Origin of the sequence: Novosphingobium sp., assembly GCF_032093395.1 — a bacterium.
Classification (GTDB): Bacteria; Pseudomonadota; Alphaproteobacteria; order Sphingomonadales; family Sphingomonadaceae; genus Novosphingobium.
This window is the reverse complement of the sequence record NZ_DAMDBA010000004.1, coordinates 1-22,894: the sequence shown is the minus strand read 5'-3', so window position 1 is coordinate 22,894 and position 22,894 is coordinate 1. Positions and strand designations below refer to the sequence as shown.

The 22,894-nt window shown below is 64.5% G+C and carries 23 protein-coding genes and 1 tRNA gene; 14 read left to right on the top strand and 10 right to left on the bottom strand.

Annotated elements, in window-relative coordinates:
• Nucleotides 1–32: 32 nt before the first annotated feature.
• Complete coding sequence (locus RT424_RS02240) at nucleotides 33–665, bottom strand: 2OG-Fe(II) oxygenase (protein ID WP_313434212.1); 633 nt, start codon at nucleotides 663–665, stop codon at nucleotides 33–35.
• A gap of 177 nt (nucleotides 666–842) precedes the next feature.
• Between RT424_RS02240 and RT424_RS02235 the strand changes: the two genes are divergently transcribed.
• From RT424_RS02235 to RT424_RS02190, 10 genes are all read left to right on the top strand, one after another.
• Nucleotides 843–919 (top strand) — tRNA-His (locus RT424_RS02235).
• Nucleotides 920–1,065: 146 nt separating this feature from the next.
• Nucleotides 1,066–1,794, top strand: coding sequence for a heme ABC transporter permease CcmC (ccmC, locus tag RT424_RS02230; RefSeq protein WP_409521430.1), 729 nt, complete (start codon nucleotides 1,066–1,068; stop codon nucleotides 1,792–1,794).
• 34 nt (nucleotides 1,795–1,828) lie between these two features.
• Nucleotides 1,829–1,969 carry a hypothetical protein gene (locus RT424_RS02225; RefSeq protein WP_313434209.1) on the top strand — a complete coding sequence of 47 codons (141 nt, stop codon included), beginning with the start codon at nucleotides 1,829–1,831 and terminating at the stop codon, nucleotides 1,967–1,969.
• Between the two features lie 2 nt (nucleotides 1,970–1,971).
• Nucleotides 1,972–2,451: a cytochrome c maturation protein CcmE gene (ccmE, locus tag RT424_RS02220; RefSeq protein WP_313434207.1), complete on the top strand. Its 480-nt coding sequence runs from the start codon at nucleotides 1,972–1,974 to the stop codon at nucleotides 2,449–2,451.
• Nucleotides 2,452–2,475: 24 nt separating this feature from the next.
• Nucleotides 2,476–4,497 (top strand): heme lyase CcmF/NrfE family subunit, encoded by a 2,022-nt coding sequence (locus RT424_RS02215; RefSeq protein ID WP_313434206.1) that lies wholly within the window; start codon nucleotides 2,476–2,478, stop codon nucleotides 4,495–4,497.
• A complete protein-coding gene (locus tag RT424_RS02210) occupies nucleotides 4,494–5,078 on the top strand; it encodes a DsbE family thiol:disulfide interchange protein (RefSeq protein WP_313434204.1) in 585 nt (194 codons plus the stop codon). Before RT424_RS02215 ends, RT424_RS02210 begins: the two co-directional genes overlap by 4 nt.
• The gene (locus RT424_RS02205) at nucleotides 5,078–5,494 is read left to right on the top strand and encodes a cytochrome c-type biogenesis protein (protein WP_313434202.1); all 417 of its coding nucleotides are present in this window, start codon (nucleotides 5,078–5,080) and stop codon (nucleotides 5,492–5,494) included. Before RT424_RS02210 ends, RT424_RS02205 begins: the two co-directional genes overlap by 1 nt.
• A complete protein-coding gene (locus RT424_RS02200; protein WP_313434201.1) occupies nucleotides 5,491–6,183 on the top strand; it encodes a tetratricopeptide repeat protein in 693 nt (230 codons plus the stop codon). Before RT424_RS02205 ends, RT424_RS02200 begins: the two co-directional genes overlap by 4 nt.
• A 105-nt stretch (nucleotides 6,184–6,288) precedes the next feature.
• The gene (locus tag RT424_RS02195; RefSeq protein WP_313434200.1) at nucleotides 6,289–8,247 is read left to right on the top strand and encodes a potassium transporter Kup; all 1,959 of its coding nucleotides are present in this window, start codon (nucleotides 6,289–6,291) and stop codon (nucleotides 8,245–8,247) included.
• A gap of 97 nt (nucleotides 8,248–8,344) precedes the next feature.
• Complete coding sequence (locus tag RT424_RS02190) at nucleotides 8,345–9,496, top strand: glycosyltransferase family 2 protein (protein WP_313434199.1); 1,152 nt, start codon at nucleotides 8,345–8,347, stop codon at nucleotides 9,494–9,496.
• A gap of 23 nt (nucleotides 9,497–9,519) precedes the next feature.
• Here RT424_RS02190 and RT424_RS02185 read toward each other — a convergent pair whose 3' ends face one another.
• From RT424_RS02185 to RT424_RS02160, 6 genes are all read right to left on the bottom strand, one after another.
• Nucleotides 9,520–10,173 (bottom strand): inner membrane-spanning protein YciB, encoded by a 654-nt coding sequence (locus RT424_RS02185; RefSeq protein ID WP_313434197.1) that lies wholly within the window; start codon nucleotides 10,171–10,173, stop codon nucleotides 9,520–9,522.
• Entirely contained in the window at nucleotides 10,173–11,114 is a 942-nt protein-coding gene (gene ftsY / locus RT424_RS02180) for a signal recognition particle-docking protein FtsY (RefSeq protein ID WP_313434195.1), read from the bottom strand. Before ftsY ends, RT424_RS02185 begins: the two co-directional genes overlap by 1 nt.
• Nucleotides 11,111–12,328 (bottom strand): MiaB/RimO family radical SAM methylthiotransferase, encoded by a 1,218-nt coding sequence (locus RT424_RS02175; protein WP_313434193.1) that lies wholly within the window; start codon nucleotides 12,326–12,328, stop codon nucleotides 11,111–11,113. The genes ftsY and RT424_RS02175 overlap by 4 nt, the downstream gene beginning before the upstream one ends.
• Nucleotides 12,325–13,143, bottom strand: coding sequence for a diaminopimelate epimerase (gene dapF, locus RT424_RS02170; protein WP_313434191.1), 819 nt, complete (start codon nucleotides 13,141–13,143; stop codon nucleotides 12,325–12,327). Before dapF ends, RT424_RS02175 begins: the two co-directional genes overlap by 4 nt.
• Nucleotides 13,144–13,192: 49 nt before the next feature.
• A complete protein-coding gene (locus tag RT424_RS02165; protein ID WP_313434190.1) occupies nucleotides 13,193–14,932 on the bottom strand; it encodes an EAL domain-containing protein in 1,740 nt (579 codons plus the stop codon).
• Nucleotides 14,933–15,052: 120 nt separating this feature from the next.
• Nucleotides 15,053–15,988 carry an isopenicillin N synthase family dioxygenase gene (locus tag RT424_RS02160; protein ID WP_313434188.1) on the bottom strand — a complete coding sequence of 312 codons (936 nt, stop codon included), beginning with the start codon at nucleotides 15,986–15,988 and terminating at the stop codon, nucleotides 15,053–15,055.
• Between the two features lie 157 nt (nucleotides 15,989–16,145).
• Here RT424_RS02160 and RT424_RS02155 point away from each other — a divergent pair, with 157 nt between their 5' ends.
• Nucleotides 16,146–16,559: an EVE domain-containing protein gene (locus RT424_RS02155; RefSeq protein WP_313434186.1), complete on the top strand. Its 414-nt coding sequence runs from the start codon at nucleotides 16,146–16,148 to the stop codon at nucleotides 16,557–16,559.
• Between the two features lie 117 nt (nucleotides 16,560–16,676).
• Nucleotides 16,677–16,859, top strand: coding sequence for a CsbD family protein (locus RT424_RS02150; RefSeq protein ID WP_313434184.1), 183 nt, complete (start codon nucleotides 16,677–16,679; stop codon nucleotides 16,857–16,859).
• 367 nt (nucleotides 16,860–17,226) lie between these two features.
• Here the strand turns inward: RT424_RS02150 and RT424_RS02145 are convergent, their stop codons facing one another.
• Nucleotides 17,227–18,540 (bottom strand): MFS transporter, encoded by a 1,314-nt coding sequence (locus RT424_RS02145; protein WP_313434182.1) that lies wholly within the window; start codon nucleotides 18,538–18,540, stop codon nucleotides 17,227–17,229.
• Between the two features lie 242 nt (nucleotides 18,541–18,782).
• Between RT424_RS02145 and pgsA the strand changes: the two genes are divergently transcribed.
• Together pgsA and RT424_RS02135 are read left to right on the top strand one after the other, a co-directional pair.
• Nucleotides 18,783–19,376: a CDP-diacylglycerol--glycerol-3-phosphate 3-phosphatidyltransferase gene (gene pgsA, locus RT424_RS02140; protein WP_313434181.1), complete on the top strand. Its 594-nt coding sequence runs from the start codon at nucleotides 18,783–18,785 to the stop codon at nucleotides 19,374–19,376.
• 238 nt (nucleotides 19,377–19,614) lie between these two features.
• Entirely contained in the window at nucleotides 19,615–20,733 is a 1,119-nt protein-coding gene (locus RT424_RS02135) for an MFS transporter (RefSeq protein ID WP_313434393.1), read from the top strand.
• Between the two features lie 41 nt (nucleotides 20,734–20,774).
• Here the strand turns inward: RT424_RS02135 and RT424_RS02130 are convergent, their stop codons facing one another.
• Together RT424_RS02130 and RT424_RS02125 are read right to left on the bottom strand one after the other, a co-directional pair.
• Entirely contained in the window at nucleotides 20,775–21,671 is an 897-nt protein-coding gene (locus tag RT424_RS02130) for a hydrogen peroxide-inducible genes activator (protein WP_313434179.1), read from the bottom strand.
• A 247-nt stretch (nucleotides 21,672–21,918) separates the two neighbouring features.
• Nucleotides 21,919–22,894: HRDC domain-containing protein (locus RT424_RS02125; RefSeq protein WP_313434177.1), on the bottom strand; the 976-nt coding region annotated here is incomplete at its 5' end.

Sequence of the window (22,894 nt, the reverse complement as noted above, 5' to 3'; positions counted from 1 at the left end):
TCCAAATCTCTTCCGGTACAGCCTCTTCCGGCTCATCCCCAAGGGCGTTCCCGGTACCACTGGGTGATGACGTACTTGTATCCCTTGCGCACCTTCATGGCGTGATGGAGCGTAGCGCCGTTAAGCGTTCCGTCGGGCCGGCGATTGTTCCAGGCGACCAGCTTGCCGCGCTCAGGCTGGATGAGCTTGTCGATCACCTTGAAGCGAGTCGCGCCGCCGGCCTCGACATTGTTGAGATAGACCATGAAGGTCCAGGTCCGCTGCCCCGAGACGGTGCAATACTTCTCGTAATCGGCGTTGTTGGGCTCGAAGTAGTCGGTATGCGCCTTGAACTCCTGGCCAGCTTCGTAGCGCTGCCCCTGAAGCGGTTCGGCATGGGCGATGTCTATGCCGGACAAGGCGGCCAGCCGGTTCGCCAGTTCGGCCACGGCGGGCTCGCTTCTGTCGAGATCGCAGGTGGAGCTGGTGCGGAAGGCATCGTCGCCGTTGTAGTTCGCGATCGTGGATGGGCGGTGCTGCGCCTCGATCATCGCCAGCAACGTTTCGCATTCGGAATCCGAAAGAAAATCGCGAAGAACGAAGAGGTCGAGCCGCGAGGAGGGGAAGCGCTTCACGCCGGGATGCGAGAGCAGGGTGTCCGCAGATGATTCGCCTGGAGCCGTCATCCGGCGACTTTAGCGAGGCGTTCCCGGCGAGAAAATCACGTGAGTTTCGGTCCGATCGAATTTTTTGCTTTCCAAGTCGCCCAACCTTGTGCAAAGGGCGCCCTCCGCACCGATCGCCACACGGCGAACGGAGTGGGCTTCGGAAACGAAAATGCGATCCAGCATGCGTTTCCCGTGGCGACTGTAGCTCAGTTGGTTAGAGCGCCGGTTTGTGGTACCGGAGGTCGTGGGTTCGAACCCCATCAGTCGCCCCACTTCTCCCCATGACATTCCAGATATCATCGCGGTGCGGTTTTCTCGTGACCTTGTCATGCCTTGGGCGTTTGCGGGGTGTAAATCGCGATGGTTTCACGTAGGCCACTTGCTCCTTGTCCTGCGCGCGATAGAAGCATCTTTCACCATGCACGGCTTCGCCAATCCTGCCCGTTTCCTGCGCATCGCCCGATGGCTGATGCCGCTTTGCATGGGCGCCGGATTCGTCCTGGCGCTCGGCGCACTGGGCTGGGGGCTGTTCTTCGGCCCGGCCGAACGCCTCCAGGGTGAAACCGTGCGAATCGTCTATCTCCATGTTCCGGCGGCCTGGCTGGGCATGGCGGGATGGATGGGCATCGCGGCGGCCAGCTTTGCCGAACTCGTCTGGCGGCACCCGCTGGCCGGCATCGCGGCGCGGGCCTGCGCGGTGCCCGGCGCGGTGTTCACAGGCGTCTGCCTGGTGACGGGCTCGCTGTGGGGGCGCCCGGCCTGGGGCACCTGGTGGGTATGGGACGGCCGATTGACCAGCATGCTGGTGCTGCTGTTCCTCTATTTCGGGTGGATCGCGCTTTCGCAGGCAAGTGAGGCTGCCGAGGGCGGAGAGAACCGCGCTCCGGCCATCTTCGGCCTCGTCGGCGCCGTGAATATCCCCATCATCCACTATTCGGTGATCTGGTGGAACAGCCAGCACCAGGCGCCCAGCATCACCGTGGGCAAGTCGGCGATGGCCGGGGCATTCCTCTGGCCGCTGCTGTTGGCGACGCTCGGCTTCACGCTGCTGTTCGTGGGCTGCGTCCTCGCCCGTATGCGAGCCATTCTTGCCGACCAGCAGGCCGAAGCACGCTTGCGCCGCAAGGCATCGAGCGACGCATGGTGAACGGGATCTGGGCCATGACGGCGGGCGTGAACTGATGCGTGAGGCAATGGATCCCTGGACCTTCGTGGTCGCTGCCTACGTGGTGGGCCTTGGCGCAACACTGGTCATGGTGCTGTGGTCGCTTTCTGCCATGCGCCGGGCGGAAAAGCGCCGCGACGAATCCAGGCGGCGTTGAGCATGGCGCAGGAATTGGGCAACCCGACGGGCCGCATAAAGGCCAAGCATCAGCGACTGGTGCTGCTCGTGGTGGCGCTGGTCGTGCTGATCGGCGCGGGGCTGCTGGCGGCCTGGGCGCTGCGCAATCAGGCCAGTTACTTCTACGTACCGGCCGAAATCGCGGCGCAACCGCCTGCGCCGGGCCGTGCCGTGCGACTGGGCGGCATGGTGGCGCAAGGCTCGCTTCGGACCGAGTCCGATGGCGTGACGATCGCCTTCGTCGTGGAGGACGGCAAGGCGCGGGTTCCGGTGCGGTTCAAGGGCATCGTGCCGTCGCTTTTCGTCGAAGGTTCGGGCGTCGTGGCAGAGGGCCACATGAGCGCCAAGGGTGTGTTCGAGGCGGACAACCTCCTGGCCAAGCATGATGAGAACTATGTGCCGCGCGAGATGAAGGACATGAGCAGGGAACAGGCCGAGCAGGTCATGCGTGAGACGAAATGAGCGGCACGAAATGAATTGGGCGCCATGATCGCCGAACTCGGACTAGCCGCGCTTTGGCTGGCGGCGGCGCTGGCAGGGCTTCAACTCGTTGCGGGCGCTCTGGCACTGACCGGACGCGGAGCCTCGCTGGCCGATATCGTGCGCCCCGTGGCCGTGGTGCAGGGCGTGTTGGCATCGCTCGCTTTCCTCTGCCTGATCGTGGTCTTCGCGACGACCGACCTTTCGGTGAAGCTGGTGGCGATGAATTCCCATTCGCTCAAGCCGCTGGTCTTCAAGATCGCAGGAGCCTGGGGCAACCATGAAGGCTCGATGCTGCTCTGGGTCACGGTGATGGGGATGTCGGGCGGCTTCCTGGCCCTGGTCGAACGCCGGTTGCCGGAACGGACGATGCTGGCCACCCTAGCGGGCCAGGCGTTCGTCAGCCTGGGGTTCTATGCATTTCTCCTGATCGCTTCGAACCCCTTCGAGCGGCAGTTTCCGGTTCCCGAAGAAGGCAATGGGCTCAATCCCCTGCTGCAGGATCTGGGGCTCGCGTTCCATCCGCCCACGCTTTACCTGGGCTACGTGGGCTTGTCGGTGGCCTTTAGCTTCGCCATCGGTGCGCTGGTGACGCGGCAGGTCGGGCCGGCTTTTGCCCGCGCGATGCGACCCTGGGTGCTCGGTGCCTGGATTTTCCTGACCCTGGGGATCACCGCAGGCTCCTATTGGGCCTATTACGAGCTGGGCTGGGGGGGCTGGTGGTTTTGGGATCCGGTGGAGAACGCCTCGCTGATGCCGTGGCTGGCGGCCACTGCACTGCTACATTCCGTAAGCGTCCTTGCCTCCCGCGATGCCTTGCGGGCCTGGACGATCATGCTGGGCGTCGTGGCGTTCTCGATGTCGATGATCGGCACGTTCCTGGTGCGCTCGGGTATCCTGACCAGCGTCCACGCGTTTGCCGTGGACCCGGAGCGCGGCTCCTTCATCCTCGCACTGCTGGCGATCAACATCGGCGGGGCGCTGACGCTTTTCGCCCTGCGCGCGGGTACCGTCACCGAGGGCGAGCGCTTTGCCCTCGTCAGCCGCGAGGGTGCGCTGGTCTTCAACAACGTCATGCTCTCGGCGATCCTGGGCATCGTGCTGTTCGGCACGCTCTATCCGCTGGTGGCGGAAGCGACAGGCGCGAAAGTCTCGGTGGGGCCGCCTTACTTCAACCCCATGAGCGCGCTTTTCGCGGTGCCGATGCTGGTGGTCCTGGCGTTAGGCCCGCTGCTGCGCTGGCGGCGGGATTCGCTGCCGCGTATCGGCGGATACCTCGTGATACCCGCGATGCTGGTGGGCGCGGGCCTGATCGCGATGGTTGCTATCGGCGGCGTGGCATTGTTGCCTACGATCGGCTTCGCTCTGTCGCTGGGGCTTGGCTGGGCCAGCGTGCTGCCGCTGAAGGGCCGAAACCTGCGGCGCACGCCCTTGCCGATCTGGGGCATGGTGATCGCGCACTTCGGGATCGCCGTCTCGCTGTTCGGCATGAGTTGCGAAAGCGCATTTTCCATCGAGAAGCTTGTGGCCATAAGGACCGGTGAAGCCACCACGGTGGGGCCGTGGCAGGTCAAGCTGGATACCGTCGCTCCGGTTGCGGGGCCGAACTGGACCGCGCTGGAGGCACGGCTGCTGGTGCGTTATGGCGATTACGGCAAAGTCGTGGAACTCGATCCGCAGTCGCGCAATTTCTGGGCGCCGCCGCAGCAGACCAGCGAATCGGCCCTGCTTACGCGCTGGAACGGTCAGCTCTACGCAGTGCTGGGCGGGGAGGCGGATGCCAAGGCCCAGGCCCAGGCCAAGGCGGACCCCGAGGGTAAGCCCAGTCGCTGGCAGCTGCGTCTCTGGTGGAAGCCTTTCGTTCCGCTGATCTGGCTTGGCGGCGTATTGATCGCGCTTGGCGGCGTGCTTGCTCTGGCAGGACGGGTCGCCAGTGACTTGCGGCGCATTTTCGCGCGCGAGAAGATCGCCTATCGTCGCGGTCGCCTGGCGGAACTGGACGGTATCAAATCGGAAGAGCAGCCATGAGCGACGCGCCCCGCGCCCGGCCGTCCGCTCCCAAGCCGCCCGCTCCCAGGGCGCCGAGATGGGCGATCTGGCTGCCGCTGGCCTTGTTCCTGGCCTTCGTGGCGCTGGTGACGGTGGGCCTCTATCGCCCCGCCGACAGGACGGACGCGAGCACTCTGGTCGGCAAGCCGATGCCGCGTTTTGCCCTGCCGCCCGCGCTGCCCACCAAGCCCGGGCTGAAAACCGGGGACATCGCCACCGGCAAGCCGCATCTGGTCAACATTTTCGCGTCCTGGTGTATCCCCTGTCGGGTGGAGGCGCCTCAGCTTGCCGCCCTTGCCGGCGCGGGGGTGCCGATCGAAGGCATTTCCGTGCGGGATAGTGAAGAAGCGCTGGCGGGCTTCCTCAAGGAAAACGGCGATCCCTACCAGCGCATCGGCGCCGATGACGACGGCAAGGTGCAGCTCGCGCTGGGATCCTCCGGTGTGCCTGAAACGTACGTGATCGATGGGAAGGGCGTGATCCGCTACCAGCACATTGGGGAGATCCGGCCGGAGCATGTCGCGATGATCCTGGAAAAACTGCAAGAGGCGTCGCGGTGATGCGGATTCCGGGCGCTTTCCTGTTCGCGCTGGCGCTTCTGGTGCCGGCTGCCCATGCCCAGGAAGAGCAATCGACCGCGCCATTCGCCTATCGCCAGCTCGACGATCCGGCAAAGGAGCAAGAGGCGCGGGCGCTGATGGAAACCCTGCGCTGCTTGCAATGCCAGGGCCAGTCGATCGCCGATTCGGATGCGCCCATCGCCGGTTCCATGCGCTCGCTGGTGCGCGAACGCATTGCGGCGGGGGAGCAGCCCGAGGCCATTCGCAGCTGGCTGGTGGAGCGTTATGGCGACTACGTCAGTTACGCCCCGCAACTTACCACGCTGACCTGGCCGCTCTTTGCCGCCCCGATCTTCCTGCTGGGGCTGGCAGTGCTGCTGCTGCGCAAGCGCTTCCGCCGGGGAGACGCGGAATGACCTGGATTTTCGTCGCGCTGCTGGCGCTCCTGGCCTTCCTGGCGATATGCTTCCTGTTCAAGGCTCCCAAGGGTGGCAGGGAAGCGGTGGCAGCGGCACTGATGCTGGGGGTCGCGGGCTATGCCTCGCAAGGCCGGCCGAGCGAGGCGGGCGCGCCGAAGCCGGCAAGCGAAGCGCAGAACCCGGAAATGGGGCAGTTCTTCGTCGAAGCACGCGCCAGACTGAGGGGGGAGGGAATCCCCACCACCAATCACTGGGTGATCATTTCCGACGGGCTGGCGCGAAACGGGCATTATCTCGATGCGGCGCAGCTCCTGCGCGGGGCGATAGAGGACGATCCCAAGGATTCGGAGGCCTGGGTAGCACTGGGCAACGTATTGGTAGCGCATGCGGAAGGCGTTCTGACGGCCCCGGCGCTCTATGCCTATCGACGGGCAGGCGAAGCCGATCCGAAAGCGCCGGCGCCGCCCTTTTTCCTCGGCCTTGGCATGGCGCAGTCCGGACGGTTGGAGGAGGCGCGCAAGATTTGGGCCGGTCTGCTGGAAAGGGCGCCAAAAGATGCGGATTGGCGTGGTCCTCTGGAGCAACAGCTCCAGCGGCTGGATGCTTTCGTGGCGAGCCAGTCTCCAGCACCGGAAACGGACGGATCGGAGGGGGTAAATCCTCCGTCGATGACCCGGCCACGATGAACCTGGGGCGAACGCCCGTTGCTAGGCTCATTTCATGCTGCTAACGGCGGGCGCTTGTTGCGGGGGCGAAATGTCGACGCGGCAAAGCCATAACGGGGCGCTGGAATGAGTGATACAGGTTCGGACACGAATGGCGTCCCGACGGTGATCGATCCGGCGACCGGGCGAAAGACCCCGGTCGCAGGTGCACATGGTTCCGGAAACATCACCAAGCTCGCGCTGGGCGCGGTGGGCGTGGTGTTCGGCGACATCGGCACCAGCCCGCTTTATGCCTTTCGCGAAACCTTCGTCGGCCCGCATCCGCTGGCGATCGACGAACTTCACATCCTTGGCGTCGTCAGCCTGATCTTCTGGTCGATGACGCTGGTGGTGTCGGTGCAATACGTCGGCATCCTGATGCGCGCGGACAACAAGGGGCAGGGCGGCAGCCTGGCGCTGGTCGCGCTGATCTCGGGCGTTATCCGCAAGTCGCGCTACGGCCCGCTGGTGGTCCTGCTGGGCGTCTTCGCGACTTCGCTGTTCTACGGCGATTCGATGATCACGCCTGCGGTCTCGGTGCTTTCGGCGGTCGAAGGCCTTACCGTGGTCGAATCGCGCCTCGCTCCGCTGGTGCTGCCGATCGCGCTGGTGCTGCTTATCGCCCTGTTCGTGATCCAGAAGAGCGGCACCGCGAAAGTCGGCGCGCTCTTTGCTCCGGTTATGGTCGTATATTTCGCCGTCCTTGCCATCCTGGGCATCTACCATCTCGTGCAGATGCCATCGGTGCTGGTGGCGCTGAACCCCTGGTATGCGATCCAGTTCTTCATGACCGACAAGGTGCTGGGCTTCCTCGCGCTGGGCTCGGTCGTGTTGGCTGTGACGGGTGCGGAAGCGCTCTACTCGGACATGGGGCATTTCGGCCGTGGACCGCTGCGCCTCTCGTGGTTCGGCGTGGTCATGCCTTGCCTGCTGATCAACTACTTCGGCCAGGCCGCGATGATCCTGGGGCTGGACGATTCCGCCGCCGCCGAAGCGATGAAGAACCCGTTCTTCAACCTCGCCCCGGAAAACCTGCGCCTTCCGCTGGTGATCCTGGCGACTTGCGCCACCTTCATCGCCAGCCAGGCGGTGATTTCCGGTGCCTTCTCGATCACGCACCAGGCGATGCAGCTTGGCTTCATTCCCCGCCTCTCGACGCGCCACACCAGCGAGCACGAGGTAGGCCAGATCTACATCCCCTTCGTGAACTGGGCGCTGATGACCGGCGTGATCGTGCTGGTGCTGGTGTTCCAGAACTCGTCGAACCTGGCTTCGGCCTACGGCATCGCGGTTACCGGAGCGATGCTGATCGACACCTGCCTCATGGCGGTGCTGGTGATCGTGCTGTGGCGCTGGAAGCTGTGGCTGGCGGTGCCGGTCATCGTCACCTTCTTCGTGGTGGACGGCGCCTATTTCGCGGCCAACGCCACCAAGGTGCCGGATGGCGGCTGGTTCCCGCTGCTGATCGGCGGCATTGCCTTCACCTTGCTCACCACCTGGAACAAGGGGCGCCGCCTCATGCGCGATCGCATGACCGAGGCGGCACTTCCGCTGAACGTCTTCGCCAAGAGCGCGCACGGTTCGGCCGCGCGCGTGCCCGGCACGGCGATCTTCATGGCCTCCAGCAATGCCGGCGTGCCTTCGGCTCTGCTCCACAACATCAAGCACAACAAGGTGCTGCACGAACGGGTGGTAGTGCTGACCGTCGAGGTGCAGGACGTGCCTTACGTCGAGCCGGGTGACCGCTATTCGGTGATCGACCTGGGGCAGGGCTTCTATCGCATGACCCTGCGCTACGGCTTCATGGAGGAAACCGACGTGCCCGTTGCCCTGGCGCACTCCGAGATGTGCGGGGGACCGTTCGAGATGATGAAGACGAGCTTCTTCCTCTCCCGCCAGACGCTGGTGCCTTCGGCCAAGCCCGGCATGACCATCTGGCGGGAAAAGCTGTTCGCCTGGATGATGCGCAATGCGGCCAGCGCCATGGAATTCTTCCGCCTGCCGACCAATCGCGTGGTGGAACTGGGCAGCCAGCTGGAAATCTGAAGATTTAACTGTTCGCGGGCGACTCTTGACCCTAAGGGGCCGCCAAGACCTGGCATGACTCGGCAGTGAAGATGACAGGTATCTGCGGGGCAGTCGAATGGCGGGAACAGGTACGGACATGGCCGGAAGCGGCCCTGTCGTCCGATCGAGCGCGGGTGAAGGTGAGGCTGTGGCGGAAGGGCCATGGCTGAGCATTCTGGTCCCGGTCTACAATGTACGTCCGTTCGTGGGCGAATGCCTGGATTCGATCAGGGCGCAGATGATGAAGCAGCCTGGGATCGAACTTATCGTCGTGGACGACTGTTCGACGGATGGCTCGGCCGAAATCTGCGCACAAAGCCTGACGGGCAGCGGCGTCGATGCGCGTCTTCTGCGGCATGACGACAATCGAGGGATCAGCGCTGCGCGCAATACGCTGCTGGCAGCGGCGCTTGGGGAATACGTGTGGTTCATCGATTCCGACGACACTTTATTGCCGGGCGCTTTGGGCGCCCTGAGCGAGGTGGTTTGGTCGCATCGTCCCGACGTGATCCTATGCGATTACCGGCGCGAGAAGGGCGATGCATTCCGCACTTTCTGCAGCAAGAGCGGCATCCAGAGCGGCGTGCCGATGCAGTGCACCGAGACGCTGGTGGCGGGTGCCTTTTCCCGCCGTCGCCTCCATGCCTGGTCCAAGATCTGGCGTCGGGAACTGTTCGGGGATACGATCCGCTTTCCCGAGGGCGCTCGTTTCGAGGATGTCGCCACGGTGCCCTGGCTCCTGCTTTCGGCCAGAAGTTTCGTCTACGCCGCGCAGCCCTGGATCTTCTACCGCACCCGTAAGAGCGGGATCATGGCCCAGCTCAATTGTAGAGGCCAGTTCGACCGGCAGGGCAACGACGATCTCGCTGCCTCATTGCATGGGTTCAACCGCGCCTTGGCGGAGCGACTGCCGCATGCCTGCGCGAAGCTGGACCGCGCGGTTTCCCGTTTCTGGGCGCGGGAGTTCGTGAAGATCGTGAAGCGCATTGCGCGGGGGCAGGCAGGCGGCTGGCGCGCGTTGCAGGTCGAAGCCCTGCGCTACCGCAACCAGATGGAGGCGTCTTCGCCTTGGGCGTTCACCGCGGTGCTGCGCGATTACGTTCGCAGCGGTGATGTGGTCCGGGGCGGGGCGCTCGCCCTGGCTTTGACGATTTCCAGCCCGCCGCGCATGTCGCTGCCCGACTGGCGCCGTCTCAAGCGCCGTGCCGGGGCGCGACAAGGCACCTGAAAATCCGCCGGAGAACCAATGCTTTAATCGTGCGGCGGGTTCTCGATCACTTCTTCCTTGGCAGCCTCGCCCATGCCGTGCCTGAGCACCATGGGAAGCTGCGAAAAGGTGAAGACGAACGAAAGCACGGTAAAGCCCCAGAGCTTGGCCTGGAGCCAGGCATCGAAGCTGACGGTGAAGACGAGCACGGTGTTCAGCACGGCGAGGAGGACGAAAAACCAGGCCCAGTTGCGGGACAGCTTCATCCAGCCTTCCTCGTCCAGTCCCTCGAACGCGGACTGGAGGAGATACTTGAGCATCGGCTTGCCACGCATCAGCCCCACGAAGAGCACGACGGCGAACATCAGGTAGACGGCGGTCGGCTTGATCTGGATCCAGAAGGCATCGTGGAACACGACGGTCAGCGCGCCGAAGCCGACGATCAGCACGGTGGTCAGCCAGAGCATCGGAGAGATGTGGCCGAGGCGCCATTTGGAGACGCCCAACGCGATCACGGTGGCGACCATGAAGGCGATCGTGCCCTTGATGACCGCGGAGACAGTGCCGATCGTATCGCCTTCGCCCGTAGGCGAGAAATGGCGGTAGGCGAGGAAGAATACCAGCAAAGGGCCGAAATCGACGACGAGGTTGACCCAGGAGCTCTTGGGCTTTTCTGCGCTTGTAGGGGGCGTGTTCATCAGGCGATCCCGGCGATGACGCGGGCCAGCAGGTCCGGGTTGAAGGGGCGCAGGTCGTCGATCTTTTCGCCCACGCCGATGGCGTGAATGGGCAGGCCGTATTGCTCGGCGGCCGCGACGAGAACGCCGCCGCGCGCAGTGCCGTCGAGCTTGGTCATGATCAGGCCGGAAACGCCCGCCACTTCCTTGAAGATCTCGATCTGCGACAACGCATTCTGGCCATTGGTGGCGTCGAGCACGAGCACCACGTCATGCGGCGCCTCGGGATTGAGGCGGCCCAGCACACGTCGGATCTTGGACAGTTCGTCCATCAGTTCGCGCTTGTTCTGAAGGCGGCCGGCGGTGTCGACGATCAGCGCGTCGATGCCTTGCTCGGTCGCGGCCTTGACAGCATCGAACACGATGGAGGCCGGATCCCCACCCTCGGGGCCCTTGATCAGGGGGATGCCCAGGCGATCCGCCCAGACCCCGAGCTGGCCGATTGCGGCGGCACGGAACGTGTCGCCCGCCGCCAGCATGACCGAATAGTCCTGCTCCTGGAACAGATGCGCCAGCTTGGCGATGGTGGTGGTCTTGCCCGAGCCGTTGACGCCGATCACCAGGATCACCTGCGGTCGCGGGAAGGCCACGACATCGAGCGGCTTGGCGACCGGGCGCAGGATATCCGCGATCTCGCGGGCGACCACTTCCATGATCGCGCGCTCATCGGCGTCACGCTCGAACCGCTCGTCGGCCAGGCGGGCGCGGATGCGCGCGGCGGCGCGAGGGCCGAGGTCCGACATGATCAGCGCATCTTCGAGAGCATCGAGTTGCGCGTCGTCGAGCTTCGACTTGCCGACGATGCCGGACAGGTTCTCGCTCAGGCGTTCCGACGTCTTGCGGAAGCCGCCGAACAGGCGATCGGACCAGTCGCGCTCAGCCTGCTGGTCTTCGGTACTCATGATTCCAGTATTCCTTCGACTACCCTTGCGGGCGTAACGCGGATCAGCGTGCCGGGCTGCACATCGGCGGGCAGGCCTACCGGCGCGAAGTTTTCCGCATGGCCTTTCGCGCCTCTTTCGGCAAGCACGGATAGCGGCTTACCGACGAGGCCCGCCAGCCAGTTCGCCCTGACTTCGGCGATCTTCGCACGCAGTTCGGCCGCGCGCGTCCTGATCGTGGCGGCATCGACTTGCGGCATCCGCGCCGCCGGGGTTCCGGGGCGCTGCGAATAGGGGAAGACGTGGCCGTGGACGACCTGCAATTCCTCGACGATCGAGAGGTTGGCGGAATGCGCCTCCTCGTCCTCGGTGGGAAAGCCTGCGATCAGGTCCGCACCGATCGCGATTTCCGGTCGGCGCGCGCGCAGGGAGCTCACGAGGCTCACCGCATCGGCGCGGCTGTGGCGGCGCTTCATGCGCTTGAGGATCAGGTCGTGCCCGTGCTGGAGCGAGAGATGGACATGCGGCATGACTCGCGCTTCCCCGGCGAGCAGCTCGAACAGCGCCTCGTCCATTTCGGCGCCGTCGATCGAGGACAGGCGAAGGCGCGGCAGGGTGGGAAACCGGGCGAGGATCGCTTCGCACAGCGCGCCGAGGCGAGGCGGGGCCTGACCGGACGTGCCTTCAAGGTCGCCGCCCCAGGAGGTGAGGTCCACCCCGGTCAGCACGACCTCGTTCACGCCCGCATCGCGGTGAACCGCTACGTCATGCAGCACCTCGGAGATGGATCGCGAGCGGCTGGGCCCCCGTCCCTGCGGGATGACACAGAAGGTGCAGGCATGGTCGCAGCCGTTCTGCACTTGCACGAAGCCGCGCGTATAGGCGTGGCGCCTGAGAGGACCAGCTACTGGGGCAGGGGCGGGCGCCACGTTCCAGGCGCGGGGGTCGAGCTTGACGGTATTGGGCACCAGCCCGTCCACCTCGGGCATGGCGGCCAGCATGGCGCGCTCGACTTCGGCCGCGCAGCCGGTCACTATGAGGCGGGCGTCCGGCCGTTCCTTGCGGGCGCGGCGGATGGCCTGCCGCGTCTGGCGAACGGCTTCGGCCGTAACCGCGCAGGAGTTGACGACCACGAGATCCCCATCGGCTTCCGACACGCCGCGCAGCAGGCCGCGCAGCGTTTCGCTTTCGGAGATATTGAGGCGGCAGCCGAGCGAATGGACTTCGACGGTCAATCTGTAATCCCGTAGTCCGCCGCTGCGAAGGAGCCCCGGAACGATTCGGTAGCCGGGCCGGTCATGACGATCTCATCGTCGGCACGCCATTCGATGGACAGCGGCCCGCCGGGCAGGGTGACGGTAACCTTGCGATCCACCAACCCGCGCTTCATCGCCCCGATGGCGGTTGCGCAGGCTCCGGTACCGCAGGCCCGGGTGAGCCCGGCGCCGCGTTCCCAGACGCGCAGGGTGATGGCATCGCGGGCAGTCGCGGCGGCGACGTTCACGTTGATCCGCTCCGGGAAAAGCGGGTCGTTCTCGATCAGCGGACCAAGGCGCGCCATGTCGATGGCGTAGGGATCGTCCACGAAGAAGATGACATGCGGATTGCCGACGTTCACCGCGATGGGATTGACCAGCTCTTCCCAGGCCACCGGCATCTTGTGGGTGTCCATGGGATAACCGAGCGGGATGGCTTCCCAGTCGAAGCGGGGCTTGCCCATCTCGACGCTGATCCCCGTGTCGGTCGGCGTGGTGGAAACCATGCCCCCCAGGGTTTCGATCAGGGCGGGACGGCCGTGGAGCAGGCCGATGGCGCGGGTGGCATTGCCGCAGGCTTCCACTTCGCTGCCGTCACCATTGAAGATGCGCATCCGGAAGTCGCCGCGATCGGACGGGGCAAGCACGATCAGTTGGTCGCAGCCGATGCCGGTATGACGGTCGGCCAAAGCCGCCGCCAGGGCCGCGTCCACGACCGGCAGCGCGCCGGAGCGGCCATCGAGGACGATGAAGTCGTTGCCCAGGCCATGCATCTTGGTGAAATCGATCCGCATGGCGGGCGATTTATGCGTTACGCCGCGCCAGGTCCAGCGAAAGCCGCTTTCAAATGCCCTCTCGGGCGAGGCGGAACTGCGGATCCTGCGAGGCCTGGGCTGCAAGCGCCTGTTCTTCATGCCGCCGGGCCTCGATCCGGCGGCGCAGGATTGCCAGGTCGTTCACGGTTTCCGGGTCGGCCACGATCACGACACCCGGGAGCCACTCCGCCAGTTGCTCCGCAGGGCGCGGGCGACCGTAGAGATAACCCTGGCCCTTGATCGGCCCATACTGCCGGAGATGCGAAAGAACTTCGGCGTTCTCGATTCCCTCGGCGGTCACCGGCAGGTCGAGCCCCTGGCCGAGCAGGGCTATGGCATGGACGATCGCGGCGCTGTCCTTGTTGCCTGCAAGGTTGGACACGAAGCTGCGGTCGATCTTGATGCGGTCGAACGGCAGGCTGCGCAGCATGGCGAGCGAACTGAAGCCGGTGCCGAAATCGTCCAGGCAGACCTTGATTCCCTGGTTCTTCAGACTGTCTATCAGCGAGCGGACTTGCGCGATGTTCTGGTGCAGGCAGGATTCGGTGATCTCGATCTCCAGCCGGTGAGGCGGGAAGGCAGCTTCGAGCAGAAGCTTCAGCAGCTTCTGGGCGAACCAGGGATCGCGCATCTGGACCGGCGAGATGTTGACCGAGAGCGTCAGCCGCGCATCCCATTCCAGCGCGTCCTGAAGGGCGCGCGCGATGAGCCCCTCGGACAGTTCGGCGATGGCACCGATCTCTTCGGCTACGGGTATGAAGATGTCGGGCGCGACCACGCCGAAACGCGGCGAATTCCAGCGCGCCAGCATTTCGAAGCCGGTGAGTTCGCCTGTCTGGAGATCGACCTGACGTTCGTAGAAGGGCACGAATTCGCCCATGGCGATACCCTGGCGAATGCCGCGTTCCAGATCGTTGCGGGAGCGCATCTCGTCCGCCATCGGCGTTTCGAACCAGTAGAAGCTGTTCCTGCCCTGGCGCTTGGCATGGTACATGGCGATGTCCGCCATTTCCAGCAGGGCGCCGGCATCGCTGCGCTCCGTGGCTCCGTCCGAACGCGCCACGCCGGAAAAGGCGATATCCGAACGCGCCAGCCCGATCGAAGCGGTGACGTCCGCGCCTGCGGAATTTTGCGCGGCACTTTGCCCGATCGCTTCGACGAGCGAGGCGGCGATGCGATCGACCCGTTCCACCCGATCGCGGTCGAACTCCAGCGCGACCGAGAATTCGTCACCGCCTATGCGGCTGATCAGGGCACCGTGCGGAAGGCAACCGGAAATGCGCCTGGCACACTCCTGCAGCAGCCGGTCTCCAGTGTCATGACCGTTGCGGTCGTTGACCTGTTTGAAGTTGTCCAGGTCGATCATCGCCAGAACGACCGTTCTATCACGCATCGCGGCCTGCCGGACCATGTCTTCCACGGCGCGGTGGTAGCTGCGGCGATTGAGGAAGCCGGTCAGCGGATCGGTTTCCGCGAGGTGGCGGGCGTGCTGCTCTGCGGCCTTGCGCTGCCGGATTTCGGCGCAGAGTTCGCGATAGCGGCTCCATCCGAAGATGATGATGGCAATGTTGAGGACGAAGGCGTTGACCAGAAAGCGGTCGGGGCCGGGCCCTTGACCGGCCAGCGATCTGACGACGGCGGGACCGATCGCCGCGCCGGTGGCAACGAAGAGCAGGATCGCGGCGGTGACGATGCCGAGTGCGACGATATCGACCTGACGGTCCGTGTCTTCGAACGTCCGGCTTTGCTCAGCCCCAGCCTTGATCACCCGACGTCCCCCTGCTCGATCCCCGGCAGATTACTTAGGGCACTGGACTGAAATATTAGTTAAATCGGACAAGCGGCCCGCGCGCCTTCGGCAGAGAACCGGGCGCGCGGGATCGTTCGCTTACATCTTCAGGCCGATTTCGCGCAGGCGCTCCTGGAGGTAGTCGTCGGCGGTGATGCTGACGGGGTAACGGTCCGGATTTTCATCGGTGATGCACTGTTCCAGCGTCTTGAACGGGAAGTCGCTGCGCAAGTGCAGGAAGAACGGCATCGAATAGCGGCTGTGCGCGGCGCGGTCGCCCTCGGGGTTGCGGACGCGATGCGTGGTGGAGGGCAGGACGTGGTTGGTCAGGCGCTGGAGCATGTCGCCGATATTGATCACCACGGCCCCCTCGGGCGGGGCGACCGACAGCCACTCGCCATTCTTGCCGAGCAGTTCGAGACCGGCTTCCTGCGCGCCGAGAAGCAGGGTGATGAGGTTGATGTCCTCATGCGCGCCGGCCCGGATGGCGCCGCCGGCGCCCTGGCTCACCGGCGGATAGTGGAGCAGGCGCAGCACCGAATTGCCGTCTTCGATGGCGGGATCGAACCAGCGCGCATCGACGCCCAGATAGACGGCGATGGCGGAGAGGATTTCGGCGCCCGCCTTGTCGAACTGCGCATAGAGTTCGGTGAAGGTTTCCTGGAAGCCCTCGATCTCATCGGGCCAGACGTTCGGCGGCATCGAAGCGGCAAGCGGCGAGCCGGCGGGCAGATCGCGGCCGATGTGCCAGAATTCCTTGAGATCCTTTTCCGTCGCCCCCTTGGCCACTTCGGTGCGGAACGGGGTATAGCCGCGCGCGCCGCCTTGTCCGGCGATGAAGTAGGCGCGCTTCACGTCGTCGGGCAGGGCGAAGAACTGCTCGGTAAGCGCCCAGGCGCGGTCGATCAGGGGCTGGTCGATGCCGTGATCGCGCACCATGGCGAATCCGAAGGTGCGGAAGCTTTCGCCGATGCGCTGCGAAAACTCGGTGCGATCATCTTCGAGGCTGAGGACGGGGATCTGGGCAAGGTTCATCATGGTCTTCCAAAAGGATCGGGGGCAAAACAGGATCGGATAGCGGCTTCCCGCACTCCGACAGGGCGCCGAATCGCCGCTGTTGTCTCCGCCGATTGAATCGTTATGCCGCCCCCATAGAAGTTTATTGCCGCAACGCGAAATCGAAAGGCACCCGATGGCAAAGCGCTACTGGCTGATGAAGTCCGAACCCGATGCCTATGGCTGGAACGATCTGGTGGCCGAAGGCGAAGGCACCTGGGACGGAGTGCGCAACCATCGCGCCGCGAACAACCTGCGGGCGATGGAGGTGGGGGATCAGGCGTTCTTCTATCATTCCAACATCGGCAAGGAGATCGTGGGCATCGTCTCGATCAGCCAGTCCGGCTTGACGGACCCTTCGGATCCGGAAGGAAAATGGGCCGCGGTGAAGGTGAAGCCCGTGCGCAAGGTGGCGCGTCCGGTATCACTCAAGCAGATGAAGGCCGATCCCCGGCTCGCCGAGATGGAGATGCTCAGGCTGTCCCGTCTGTCCGTTGCGGAAGTGACGCCGGAAGACTGGGATTACATCCTCACCCTGGCGGATCGCTAAAGCTCGTCGCTGATGGGGAACGCTTCGGCGCAGGCTTGTGCAACTTCCTGAGCCTCGGATCGGTTTCTTCAACGTGTAGACGGCCGAATGAGCCGAAACCGAAAAGGAGTACCGATCATGGGTGAACTCAAGGACACCATCAAGGGCCTCGGCAACGAAATCGCCGGCAATGCCAAGCAGGCTGCGGGCAAGGTCCGCAACGATCCCGCGCAGCAGGCCGAAGGCAAGGCGCAGGAAAAGAAGGGCGAAGTCCAGCAGGGCATCGGCAAGGTCAAGGGCGCGCTGGGCGACCGGGTCTGACCTTCCTATCCGGCGTCATGTCGGAGCAGAAAAGGGTCGCCTTCGGGCGGCCTTTTTTGTGCTCATCCGCAGCACGATCCAGGAACCCGTGTCCCGTTTCGGGATGATCCGTTTGGATGAGTGGCGTAAGGTAAACAAAGCGTTACGCTGGTCTTCATGTGGAGCATGTCCAGAAGTCCAGGCGTTCTAGCCCGCGAACAGGCCGGCCATCCGTATCGGCGCTCTTTGGTCCAGTTACGCGAAAGCCTTGCCCGGCAACGCTTGGTTGCCGGCTGGGGAATGAGCGGCGCGGATTGGCGCAGCTTCCTCTCGACTTACTGCGCGGTTCTGGCGGCTATTTTCGCCTTCATCGCTTGAGGCTGGAGCTTCAGGGCCGTCCGGCAGCCCGCTCGGCACGATAGAGCAGCAGGCCCAGCCAAGCGGAGGCTACGCAGCATAGCGCCACGATCGTAAGCTGAGTCACCACGGCCAGCCCCAGCAGGGACATGAGCCCCGTGGCGATGGCGCCCACCACCATGGCACCGGAATTGACGATATTGTTTGCCGCGATGGTGCGTGCGGTCTGGGACTTGTCCACGAAAGTGGTCAGGAACGCGTAGAGCGGCACCACGAACATGCCGCCGCAAACCGCGATGCCGAGCAGGGTCAGCAGTAGCGGCAAGGCCAGCGGCTGGATGACGAAGGTTGCCACATTCATCAGCTTTTCCGGCCCGCCGTGCGGTGGCCAAATCGCGCAGACCTGCTGGAAGGCCAGCAGGAACAGTCCCATGCCGATCACCGAAAGCGGCGACCAGCGCGCCGACACCGAGCCTTTGAGCAGGGCGTTTATGGCGACAGATCCGATGGCCACGCCGACGGAGAAGATCACCAGGAACAAGCTGGCCACTTCCTTGCTGGCGTGGAGCATGTTCTTAGCGAGCGGCGGGAAGTGCACGAACAGCACGGTGCCGATCGCCCAGAAGAAGCTGATCGAGCAGATCGCCAGATAGACGCGGCGGTCCTGCATGGTGGTGCGGACCAGGTTTATCGACGAGCGGATGACGTGGTAGTCGATCGGTTCCAGCTTGCCCAGCGGCGGCGCGGAAGGGACTTGCCTCCCCGCAAGATAGCCGATCGCCGCGATCACGACCACCATCACGGCCGCCGTATCGACACTGATCCATCCCGCCACGATCGTTCCGGCGAGCACCGCGATATAGGTGCCGGCCTCGACCAGGCCGGTGCCGGACAGCACTTCGTTGTCCTTCAGGTGCTGCGGCAGGATGGCGTATTTGATCGGTCCGAAAAACGTGGAGTGGACGCCCATTGCGAAGAGCGCCAGCAGCATCAGCGGGATGGCCAACAGGTGGAGCGCGATGCCCTGCCAGGCCAGCGCAAGACCGGTGCCGCCCACAAGCATGATGATGATTTCGCAGAATTTCACGATGCGGATGATCCGCGACTTGTCCCGCATGTCCGCCATCTGCCCGGCCAGCGCCGAAAGCAGGAAGAAGGGGATCACGAAAATTCCAGAAGCCAGCGCGCTGAACCGTGCCTCGGCGGTTTCCGAGTTGTAGACGCCGTAGACGACGAACAGAACCATGGCGTTCTTGAACAGGTTGTCGTTGAACGCGCCAAGCAACTGAGTGACGAACAGGGGCAGGAAACGCCTGGCCCGGATGAGTTGAGTCGTCGTGGTCATGTCGGAAAAATTCGGCGGCCTCGCTTCATCATTGCGGCGACACTTAATGCGGTAGGGCGAGGGCACAAGCCCCGTAAGGCGTTTTTTGCCGGGCCGCTGGGCGGACGGCGGGGCGTGAAATGGTTTGGCAACAAACGTTCCAGCCATTCGCCGGACCGCTTCGCGCAGTTCTCACGCCGTTCTCACGCGGCTCTCACAAGGCAATTCTCAAATGCGAGAATCGGGGCTATGGGCTAGGGAACATGCTGACCTTGCCGAATATCCTCACGCTCTCGCGGATCGTCGCGCTTCCCCTCCTGGCCTTCCTGCTGTGGTGGCCGCGATGGGAATTCGGCTATGGCCTGGCCTTCGGGCTCTATTGCCTGATGGGCATCACCGACTATTTCGACGGCTATCTCGCCCGGTCGAGCGGCACGGTGTCGAAGCTGGGGGTGTTTCTCGATCCCATTGCCGACAAGATCATGGTCGCCACAGTGATTCTGGTGCTGACGGCACAGGGCATCCTGACCGGACCTTTCGTGGGCGACATGCATGTCATCGCCGGGCTGATCATCCTCGTGCGGGAGATCGCCGTTTCGGGACTGCGTGAATTTCTCGGCGGATTGCAGGTATCGGTGCCGGTCAGTCGCCTGGCCAAGTGGAAGACGACTTTTCAGCTGATCTCTCTGGGGGCGTTGGTGCTCGGCGCGGCGATGCCCTGGTGGAACATCGACCTGGGAGCCCTGAAAGTGAACGTTCCCCATACGGTGGGCCTCACGACGCTATGGGCTGCGGCGGCTCTCACGCTGATCACCGGCTGGGATTACTTGCGGGTCGGCCTCAAGCATATGGACTGATCGAGACGCGTTGCGCCTCGCGCAGTCGTCCGATTTGCAATTTTCGCGGCCAGGCTTGAACTTGTTGCGTTTGGCACAAACCGGATCGCCGGGCACGGCGAGCGCGAGTTTGGGGGCTTCATTCAAGGACAATCCCATCACCGCCTCCCGCCACTCTCCCACTACCCCGGCCCAGCAGCCTTCGTCGCCCGACCGGCCGCGCCGCGAGCGAGCGTTCGGCCGATCGCTGGTGTTCGCGCTGGCCGCCTCTGCCGGCCTGACCGTGGCCAACATCTATTATGGCCAGCCGATGCTGGGCCTGATGGAACGCGAGATATCGGGCACCGCGATCACTTACGTGCCTACCGCGACCCAGCTAGGCTATGCGGCGGGGCTGTTCCTGCTGGTGCCGCTGGGCGATCTGCTGGAACGCAAGCGACTGATCGTGAGCCAGTGCATCGCACTTTCCCTGGCCCTGGCGCTCGTGGCGCTGGCGCCTACCGGAGGCACGGTGCTGGCAGCCTCGCTGCTCGTCGGCCTACTTGCTTCGGTTGCGCAGCAGATCGTGCCGCTCGCGGCCAATCTCGCACCTGAGGAGAAGCGGGGCGCCGTGGTGGGCACGGTCATGGCGGGGCTGCTCTGCGGCATTCTGCTCAGTCGTACCCTGGCAGGCTTCGTCGGCGGCGCGTTCGGCTGGCGGGCGATGTTCTGGCTCGCCGTGCCGCTGGCCCTGCTGACGGCCGCGCTCATGGCCTGGCAGCTGCCGCGCAGTCGTCCCCAGTCGGGCGGCCTCGGCTACTTTGGGCTGATGGCATCTCTGAGCGATCTGTGGCGTGAGTTTCCGGCCTTGCGGCTGGCCACGTTCACCCAATGCACCCAGTTCGGCGTGTTCAGCGTGTTCTGGACGATCCTCGCGCTGCACTTGCAGGAACCACGTTTCGGGCTGGGCTCCGAGGTTGCAGGGCTGTTCGGCGTCCTCGGCGCCGCGGGCGTGCTGGCGGCGCCGATCGCGGGACGCATCGCCGACCGGCGCGGTCCGCATCCGGTAATCGTCGCAGCGAGCGCGCTTACCCTGGTGTCCTGGCTGGTCTTCGGTTTCTGGACCTCGATCGTCGGGCTGATCGTGGGCGTGCTGCTGCTCGACTTCGCGATCCAGGCAAGCCAGATTTCGAACCAGAGCATCATCTACGCCCTGCGACCCGAAGCGCGCTCGCGGATCAACACCGTCTACATGGCATCGATGTTCTTCGCCGGTTCGGCCAGCTCCGGAGCGGCCACTGTCGCCTGGCACAACTGGGGCTGGACCGGCGTGGTCGTGCTGGGCACTGCGATCGCGGCGCTGGGACTTGGGCTGCAGACGCTGCGGGTGAAGAAGTAAACGGAAGTTCTGGGGGATGATCCCCCAGAACCTCGGAATGGCTACCCCGCCCGCAATTCGTCCGCGAGCAGACGGAATTCGTCCCCGCGCGGCGAGTTTTTGCGCCAGACCAGTGCGATTTCACGGTTTGCGTTGGGCGAGAGCAGGGGGCGGGCGACGACGTTGGTGCCGTTCAGGATGCCCGCGTCGATAGCCATTTCCGGCAGCATGGTCAGTCCGAGGCCATTGTCCACCATCTGCACTAGCGTATGCAGCGACGTGCCGATCATCGTAGCCGAAGCGCGCAGTTCAGGGCGATTGCAGGCGGCCAGCGCGTGGTCTTTCAGGCAATGCCCGTCTTCCAGCAGCAGCAGGCGATGTTCGTCGATGACGTCCGGACCGACCTCGGCCGGTGGGTTGCGTGGGTCGTCGTTGGGGAAGGCCACGAAGAAGGCGTCGAGTTCGATCGTCTCCTTCTCGATTTCCCCGGTAGCATAAGGAAGCGCCAGCAGCACGCAGTCGGCCCGGCCATGGTGCAGCGATTCGATGGCGGCCTGGCTCGGCTCCTCGCGCAGGAACAGCTTGAGATTCGGCCGTTCGCGCCTCAGCCGGGGCAGCATGCGCGGCAGCAGGAACGGCGCGATCGTGGGGATCACGCTCATGCGCACTTCGCCGGAGAGCGGCTTGCCGCTGGACTGCACGAGATCCGACAGCTCCTCCGTCTCGCGCAGGATGCGATGGGCCTTGGCGACGACGGCATTGCCCAGCGGGGTAAACCGCACCGCGCGCTTGGTACGCTCCACGAGTGTCACCCCAAGCAGGGCTTCCAGGTCGCGCAGGCCCGCCGAAAGGGTGGATTGCGAAACGAAGCAGGCATCGGCGGCACGGCCGAAATGCCCGTGTTCGTGCAAGGCGACAAGGTACTGGAGCTGCTTGAGCGTGGGCTGGTATACGGTCACGCGCCGGCTATCGCACGAACGTTGGTCGTTCGCCAAGCGTTTGCTTTTGCTGAGCGGGGGCAGAGAGGAGCAGTGACGGAGAGCCCGTCGTCCCGGACTTGATCCGGGACCGCTGGCAGGTCTTTAGGCGCTGCCATGCGTTACGGCGCCTTGCCGAGAGTTGGGTGGGGCACTGCCAGCGGTCCCGGATCAAGTCCGGGACGACGGCTTCTTCCTACAGTTTCGTCTTACGGCCTCCCAAGCGGCCTTATTCCTCGGTTGCCGCCTCGTCAGAAGCCCCGGCGGTTTCCTCGGTCGGTTCGTCCTCTACGCGCGTCATCTTGAGCTTGCCGTTCTCCACCGCGAAGGCGAGCTTGCCTTCGACCAGGGCGAGGGCGTCGCACCCGAACACTTCGTAACGCCAGCCTTCGAGGATCGGCAGCTTCTTGCGCACGCCGGCAGCCAGCAGTTCGAGATCCTCGCTGCGGGCAAGCAGGCGGGCCGCCACGTCGATCTCGCGCGCGCGAATCTTCAGCAGCAGCTTGAGCAGATCGGCAACCAGCGAGCCTTCCTTGCCGAGCGGCGCACCCTTGGGCGTACGCGGCGGAAGCTCATCCTCGGACAGGGGCTGGGCCTTGGCGATGGTGTTCATCAGACGCTTGCCGATGTCGTTGTCCTTCCAACCCTGCGAAAGACCGCGAACCTTGGCGAGGTCGGCCTGCTGCTTGGGCGGGTGGCTGGCGATATCCGCCAGAGTCTCGTCACGGGCGATGCGGCCGCGCGGGATGTTCTTGCCCTGGGCTTCGTACTCGCGCCATTCGGCGATGGCCTTGAGACGCCCGAGCATTGCCGGGTTGCGGCCGGCTGCCTTGATGCGCTTCCAGGCCTGGGCCGGATCGTTGCGATAGTGCTCGGGGTCTGCCAGCTTCTCCATTTCCTGATCGAGCCATTCGCCGCGCCCGGTCTTGATCAGGCGCTTCAGCATCTTGGGGAAAATCTTGGAGAGGTGGGTGACGTCGCCGATGGCATATTCGATCTGCCGCTCGGTCAGCGGGCGGCGCGACCAGTCGGTAAAGCGCGCGCCCTTGTCGATGGTGAGGCCCATCCACGATTCGACGAGGTTGGAATAGCCAATCTGCTCGGACTGGCTGATCGCCATCATGGCGATCTGGGTGTCGAAGATCGGGTGCGGCGTGCGCCCCGTGGCGTTATAGATGATCTCCACGTCCTGGCCCCCCGCGTGG

What these genes read in the sequence shown, in the direction of transcription:
- RT424_RS02240 (WP_313434212.1), bottom strand. Translation starts at nt 665, where the DNA reads ATGACGGCTCCAGGCGAATCATCTGCGGACACCCTGCTCTCGCATCCC.
- ccmC (WP_409521430.1), top strand. Translation starts at nt 1,066, where the DNA reads ATGCACGGCTTCGCCAATCCTGCCCGTTTCCTGCGCATCGCCCGATGG.
- RT424_RS02225 (WP_313434209.1), top strand. Translation starts at nt 1,829, where the DNA reads ATGCGTGAGGCAATGGATCCCTGGACCTTCGTGGTCGCTGCCTACGTG.
- ccmE (WP_313434207.1), top strand. Translation starts at nt 1,972, where the DNA reads ATGGCGCAGGAATTGGGCAACCCGACGGGCCGCATAAAGGCCAAGCAT.
- RT424_RS02215 (WP_313434206.1), top strand. Translation starts at nt 2,476, where the DNA reads ATGATCGCCGAACTCGGACTAGCCGCGCTTTGGCTGGCGGCGGCGCTG.
- RT424_RS02210 (WP_313434204.1), top strand. Translation starts at nt 4,494, where the DNA reads ATGAGCGACGCGCCCCGCGCCCGGCCGTCCGCTCCCAAGCCGCCCGCT.
- RT424_RS02205 (WP_313434202.1), top strand. Translation starts at nt 5,078, where the DNA reads ATGCGGATTCCGGGCGCTTTCCTGTTCGCGCTGGCGCTTCTGGTGCCG.
- RT424_RS02200 (WP_313434201.1), top strand. Translation starts at nt 5,491, where the DNA reads ATGACCTGGATTTTCGTCGCGCTGCTGGCGCTCCTGGCCTTCCTGGCG.
- RT424_RS02195 (WP_313434200.1), top strand. Translation starts at nt 6,289, where the DNA reads ATGAGTGATACAGGTTCGGACACGAATGGCGTCCCGACGGTGATCGAT.
- RT424_RS02190 (WP_313434199.1), top strand. Translation starts at nt 8,345, where the DNA reads ATGGCGGGAACAGGTACGGACATGGCCGGAAGCGGCCCTGTCGTCCGA.
- RT424_RS02185 (WP_313434197.1), bottom strand. Translation starts at nt 10,173, where the DNA reads ATGAACACGCCCCCTACAAGCGCAGAAAAGCCCAAGAGCTCCTGGGTC.
- ftsY (WP_313434195.1), bottom strand. Translation starts at nt 11,114, where the DNA reads ATGAGTACCGAAGACCAGCAGGCTGAGCGCGACTGGTCCGATCGCCTG.
- dapF (WP_313434191.1), bottom strand. Translation starts at nt 13,143, where the DNA reads ATGCGGATCGATTTCACCAAGATGCATGGCCTGGGCAACGACTTCATC.
- RT424_RS02160 (WP_313434188.1), bottom strand. Translation starts at nt 15,988, where the DNA reads ATGAACCTTGCCCAGATCCCCGTCCTCAGCCTCGAAGATGATCGCACC.
- RT424_RS02155 (WP_313434186.1), top strand. Translation starts at nt 16,146, where the DNA reads ATGGCAAAGCGCTACTGGCTGATGAAGTCCGAACCCGATGCCTATGGC.
- RT424_RS02150 (WP_313434184.1), top strand. Translation starts at nt 16,677, where the DNA reads ATGGGTGAACTCAAGGACACCATCAAGGGCCTCGGCAACGAAATCGCC.
- RT424_RS02145 (WP_313434182.1), bottom strand. Translation starts at nt 18,540, where the DNA reads ATGACCACGACGACTCAACTCATCCGGGCCAGGCGTTTCCTGCCCCTG.
- pgsA (WP_313434181.1), top strand. Translation starts at nt 18,783, where the DNA reads ATGCTGACCTTGCCGAATATCCTCACGCTCTCGCGGATCGTCGCGCTT.